This window comes from Frankia sp. Mgl5 (genome assembly GCF_023242985.1).
Classification (GTDB): domain Bacteria; phylum Actinomycetota; class Actinomycetes; order Frankiales; family Frankiaceae; genus Parafrankia; species Parafrankia soli.
Map to the genome: position 1 here is coordinate 1 of NZ_JALKFY010000719.1, position 5,139 is coordinate 5,139.

The 5,139-nt window shown below is 69.1% G+C and carries 3 protein-coding genes and 3 pseudogenes; 1 reads left to right on the top strand and 5 read right to left on the bottom strand.

Annotated features, from left to right (window positions below):
* Positions 1-927 (top strand): phosphotransferase (locus MXD62_RS26900; RefSeq protein ID WP_248832207.1); only part of this gene is annotated, 927 nt, incomplete at its 5' end.
* Between the two features lie 201 nt (positions 928-1,128).
* Here MXD62_RS26900 and MXD62_RS40960 read toward each other — a convergent pair.
* The 5 genes and pseudogenes from MXD62_RS40960 to MXD62_RS26930 all read right to left on the bottom strand — a co-directional run.
* Positions 1,129-1,860: pseudogene (locus MXD62_RS40960) on the bottom strand (acyl-CoA dehydrogenase family protein).
* A gap of 7 nt (positions 1,861-1,867) precedes the next feature.
* Positions 1,868-2,167 carry a hypothetical protein gene (locus MXD62_RS26910; RefSeq protein WP_248832211.1) on the bottom strand — a complete coding sequence of 100 codons (300 nt, stop codon included), beginning with the start codon at positions 2,165-2,167 and terminating at the stop codon, positions 1,868-1,870.
* Positions 2,168-2,279: 112 nt separating this feature from the next.
* Positions 2,280-2,903 (bottom strand): annotated as a pseudogene (locus MXD62_RS26920) (phosphotransferase family protein); the annotation flags it as partial.
* Between the two features lie 103 nt (positions 2,904-3,006).
* Positions 3,007-3,471 (bottom strand): MaoC family dehydratase, encoded by a 465-nt coding sequence (locus MXD62_RS26925; RefSeq protein WP_368862454.1) that lies wholly within the window; start codon positions 3,469-3,471, stop codon positions 3,007-3,009.
* Between the two features lie 341 nt (positions 3,472-3,812).
* Positions 3,813-4,727 (bottom strand): annotated as a pseudogene (locus MXD62_RS26930) (MMPL family transporter); the annotation flags it as partial.
* Positions 4,728-5,139: the final 412 nt, after the last annotated feature.

The window sequence follows — 5,139 nt, forward strand, 5'->3', positions numbered from 1 at the left end:
AACGAGACCGGAGAACAGGCGGGCCTACCCTCCAGCGTCTTCGCCAAAGGAACGCCGAACCTGGAGAGCCGATACGCTCTCGGAATGAACGGAGCGATCGCCGGTGAGGCGACGTTCTACAACCTGGTGCGACCCGGCCTACCCATTCGCGCTCCCGAAGCGCTCTTCTCGCGCTACGACCCCGAGACCCTGAACTCGATCATCATCATGCGGGATATCGGCGGCCAGGTTTCCTTCTGTACTCACGACATGACCCTGAGCAAAGAGCAGGCCGAGAGTCAGCTCAGGCTGCTTGCAACGCTGCACGCGCGATATTGGGACTCTCCCGAGCTCGAAACCGACCTCGCCGTCTGGAACAACTGGGAGAAGTTCTTCGAGATCACGGTCGAGGAAGCCGGATTCGGGCCGGCGTGCGCCCTGGGCTTTCAGATGGCTGAGGACGTCATTCCTCCGAGACTGTTCGCGCGGGCAGACGAGATCTGGCCGGCCACGTTGAAGTCCACGAGCGCGCAGGTGCAGCTACCCAGGACGCTGATTCACTCCGATGTGCATCTGAAGAACTGGTTCATCGAGGCGGACGGAGAACTGGGACTCAACGACTGGCAGTGTTCGAGCAAGGGCACCTGGGGTAGGGACATCGCCTACGCACTTTCCACCTCCCTGGCCCCGGAGGACAGGCGAGAGTGGGAGCGAGATCTTCTCGAGTACTACCTGGAACAGCTGAAGGCCTCTGGTGTGGCGACTCCGACCTTCGACCAGGCGTGGCTCATCTATCGCCAACAGATGTTCCCAGCTCTGGCGTGGTGGACTGGAACCCTCGGCCAGCCAGCCGACGGGCCGGACATGCAGCCGCCGGCCAGCTCCCGTGAGTTCATCAGGCGCATGACGTGCGCGATCGACGACCTGGACGCCCTCGACGCTTTCTGATCGGACGAGCGCACAACGGGGGTCTCAGGGATGTGGGCACGACACCTGGAGATCATGGAGGTACCGCCCTCATCCTGATCGATCCGAGGTGTCGTGCCCGCTGTCCGGCGCTGTTGCGTCCGGCCTGAGGACCGTAAGAAGACCACCCGGAGGGACAGTCGAGGTCGGGGCCCGGCGGCCCAGGCCGGGCCCCCGACCCCCTCAGCCGGTGTAGGGCCGTTCGGCGCGCAACTCGCGGCGGGCGATGGTGCGGCGGTGGACGGCGTCCGGCCCGTCGACGATGCGCAGAGCCCGGGCCCAGGCGAGCGGGGTGTCGTCGCCGACCCCCGCGGCGCCGTGCACCTCGGTGGCCCGGTCGATCACCGCCGTCGCCACAGCCGGAGCGGCGACTTTGATTCCCGCGATCTCGCTCGCCGCCCCACGGGCTCCGTGGCGGTCGATCAGCCACGCCGTCTTGAGGACATAAAGCCGGACCTGGTCGATCTCGATCCGGGACCGGGCGATCAGCTCCTGCACGACGCCCTGCTCGGCGAGCGCACCCCCGAACGCCGTCCGGAGGCGGCCTTCCCGCAGCGGCTCCAGCCAGCGTCTTCTGCGCCTCGGTGCCGAACAGTTCCAGCGTCTCCATGTTGCCGGTGTCGGGAGCCTGGCAGTTGATCGCCTCCGGCGCGATCACGGGCGACCACCCCGGGATCTCCGCCACCGACGCGTAGTCGAGGTTCGACAGGCCCGACCACGCCGGCAGGAACAGGTGCCACAGTCCCCGTTGCGCGCCGACGTCTTCAGCTCCTCCATCAGCGGCGGGTGGGCATGCTCGCCGTGCTCACGCAGCCAGGCCCGCCAGCCGGGCTCGGCCGGGAACACCTCCTCCCGCATGAAGTCCCACATGCGCGCACATGTGTCCCGTGCCCGCGGCGAGAGCTCGAAGTCCATGGAATCCCTACTTCGTCCAGCGGCGCAGGCCCTCAGCCGCGATCCGCTCGACCTCGGCGGACAGATCGCCGAAATGCTGACAGGCCATCGCGCCGAGGGCCGTCCGAGCCGCGATGCCCTGCGCGATCGCGGCGAACTTGAAGTGCGCGAACGCCACATAGGCAGCCAGATCCGACAGGTCCGCTCCGCTGCTGCGGGCGTAACGCTCGGCCAGGTGAGCCCGGCCGGGGAAGCCCGGCCGCGCGGTGAGCCCCGGCGTCAGCATCGGCATCGGCTCCCCGGCCTCGGTCCAGTAGAAGAGGAGCATCCCCAGGTCGGCCAGGGGATCGCCGAGGGTCGAGAGCTCCCAGTCGAGGACCCCCGCGCACCCGTCCCGGGTCGTTCAAGTCCATGATCACATTGTCGAGTTGGTAGTCACCGTGCACCACGGACGGGCGGGGCGGCTCGGTGAACCGGTGGGCCGCCAGCCGCCGCGCCAGCTCGTCCACGACCGGAACGTCGTGGGTCCTGGTCGCCTCCCACTGCCGCGTCCACGTCCGCACCTGCCGGGCCATGAACCCCGACGGGCGCCCGAAGTCACCCAGTCCGACCGCGTCCGGGTCGACGGCGTGCAGCGTGACCAGCACGTCGACCAGCGCGTCCGCGATCGCGAACCCGACGTCCGTCTGGTGGGCGGCGTACTCGGGCGGAAGGACGTCCCGGATGACGTGCCCGTCGGCCTTCTCCATCACGTAGAACGGCACCCCCAGCGGGCCGGTCCCGTCGGAGGCGAGCAGGATCCGCGCCACGGGAACGTCCGTGCCCGCCAGGGCCGCCTGTACCCGGGCCTCACGCCCCATGTCATGGGCCCCGCGCAGAATCCCGCCCGACGGGGGCCGGCGCAGCACCGCCGTCCCCGCCGCGCACGCCACCTCGAAGGTCAGGTTCGACTTCCCGCCGGCAATCAGGCGCGTCTCAACCTCGCGCCACGCCTCGTCACCGACCACGTCCGCCAGCAGCGGACCCACCAGGTCCGGACGGGAGAGCCCGTCGAACTCGCCCATGCCCCTCACTTCCTGCCCGGCGCACCCGATGGTGAGCGGGAACGTAGGCTCGGATGCGCCATCGAGATCGTTGCGACCTGGCACAGCCGTGGGTCAGCGGGGCTCAGGCCGCGGCGAGGACGTAGACGACCTCGACGACGCACGCCGGCTTGTCAACGCCCTCGATCTCGACCACGAAGGAGATCCGGACCCGGGAGCCGGCGGCCGTCCGGTCGATCGCGCTCAGGGTCGCCGTCGCCCGAATCTTCGACCCCGCCGGCACCGGATGCGGGAAGCGCAGCTTCTCCGCGCCGTAGTTGACGCCCAGAGCCAGGCCCTCGATGCGATAGATCGACTCGGCCAGTGTCGGTACCAGCGACAGCGTGAGGTAGCCGTGCGCGATCGTCCCGCCGAACGGGCCCTTCGCCGCGCGTTCCGGGTCGACGTGTATCCACTGGCGGTCGCCGGTGGCCTCGGCGAACTGGTTGATCCGCTCCTGACTGACCGTCAGCCATTCGCTGGTACCGAGTTCGGTACCGACGACGGCGGTGAAGGCATCGAGGCTCTCGAAGACGCGCACAGGCCTCAGTGTCGCCGCGGCACGGGGTTAGCCGATGTCTCCAATCGCGACAGCCGCCCACCCCCCGTCCGGACACGCCCGAGCACAGTTCGGACCGAGCGCGGGAGCCAAGGCAACGGTGTCAGCTGCTGCTCAGATGGCGGGCCTCCGACCGGGAGAGCAGCGCTACGACGATGAGCGCCAGGCCGCCGAAGATCGGCTGGCTCCAGAACGGCACGCCAGCCAGGTTGAGGCCCGGTGAATCCGACCGCGAGGACGAGGACGGCGAGCAGCGTCCTACCCACGTTGAAACAGCCCGGGCGGACGCTCGTGAGCCGAGGAAATGGCGACGAAAGCCGCAGAAGGAGGGCGACAAGGAAGACCTCGTGGTCCATCGCCAGTCCGAAGACGACTCCGACGATGAAGATCGGCATAGTGCTGGCCACTGGCCTGGTTTGTTCGACGCCAGTGACGTCCTTCAGCCCAGCCCCACTGGAATACGGCGACCATCGCGCCGAGCGCGGCCAGGACCGACGCCACGAAACCGAGTGCGGCCTTGAGCGGCACCAGCACAGACCGGAACATCAGCATCAGCAGCAGAACGCGAGCCCGACGACGACCGCCAGATAGGGGATGAGAGCGGCGCGCAGCCGCTGCGAGATGTCGATGTTCAATGCCGTCCGCCCGGTGACGAGCAGCTCCGCACCGGTGGCGGACTCCAGCCGGTCGCTGGAACGCCGGATCGCCGCCACCAAGTCGTGGGTGGCCGTGTCGTTCGGGCCCGCCTTCGGCACCAGCTTGATCATCGCGGTGTTCCCGCCAGCGTTGAAGGACGGGGTGCTCACCGACGCGACGTCGGGCAGCGCCCAGATGGCTCTGACGCTGTCGGCCGCCGCGCCCCGCGGGTCCGGGGCCCGCGAGCCGTCGACCGTGACCAGCAGCGGGCCGTTGAACCCCGCGCCGAACCCGGCGGTCAGCAGGTCGTAGGCCCGGCGCTGGGTGGTGCCCGTCGGCAGGTGCCCGTCGTCGGGCAGTGCCATCTGGATACTGGCCAGCGGGATCGCGATCACCGCGAGCACGACGGCGCCTGTCAGCAGAACCGCCGTCGGGTGCCGAAGCACGAACCGGGCCCAACGCGCACCGGCCCGCTCCTCGGCCGCTTCCCGGACAGACACAGGATTCCTGCGGGCCTTGCGCCCGAACACCCGCCGCCCGGCGAAGCCGAGCAGGGCTGGAAGGAAAGTCAGCGCAATCAAGACGGCCACCACCACAGTGGCGGCCGCGGCCGTCGGAGCCACGCCTCGGCAGCGCTCCCGTCGGCGACGACGGCGGCCCGCCACATGGGACCAGTGAAGTCGAATCTGCCCCCGTCCACGGGCGGCGGGCGTGGTGGTGGCCGCGCCCGTCTGGGCCGTCGTGGTCCGCCGTCGCAGCCGAGCGGCCTGCCGGACCGCCCCGGAACCGGTCGACCTGGGCGTGCCAACCCCCTGCGGGCGGAGCGGACCCAATTGCTTCGGGTCCCTCCGGATCTGGCCCGGAGCGATTGGCGGCGCTCGGCGGCAACCAGCTGTCACGCAGAGCAACCGGAAAAGACGGCAGGCCGGAAACCATCTTTCCGCACGAACCGAATAATCATGCAGCCAGCTGTGCTTTTAGGTAGAGGTCACTCGCCTCGGCGGGTAGGTGTAACTTATTTGC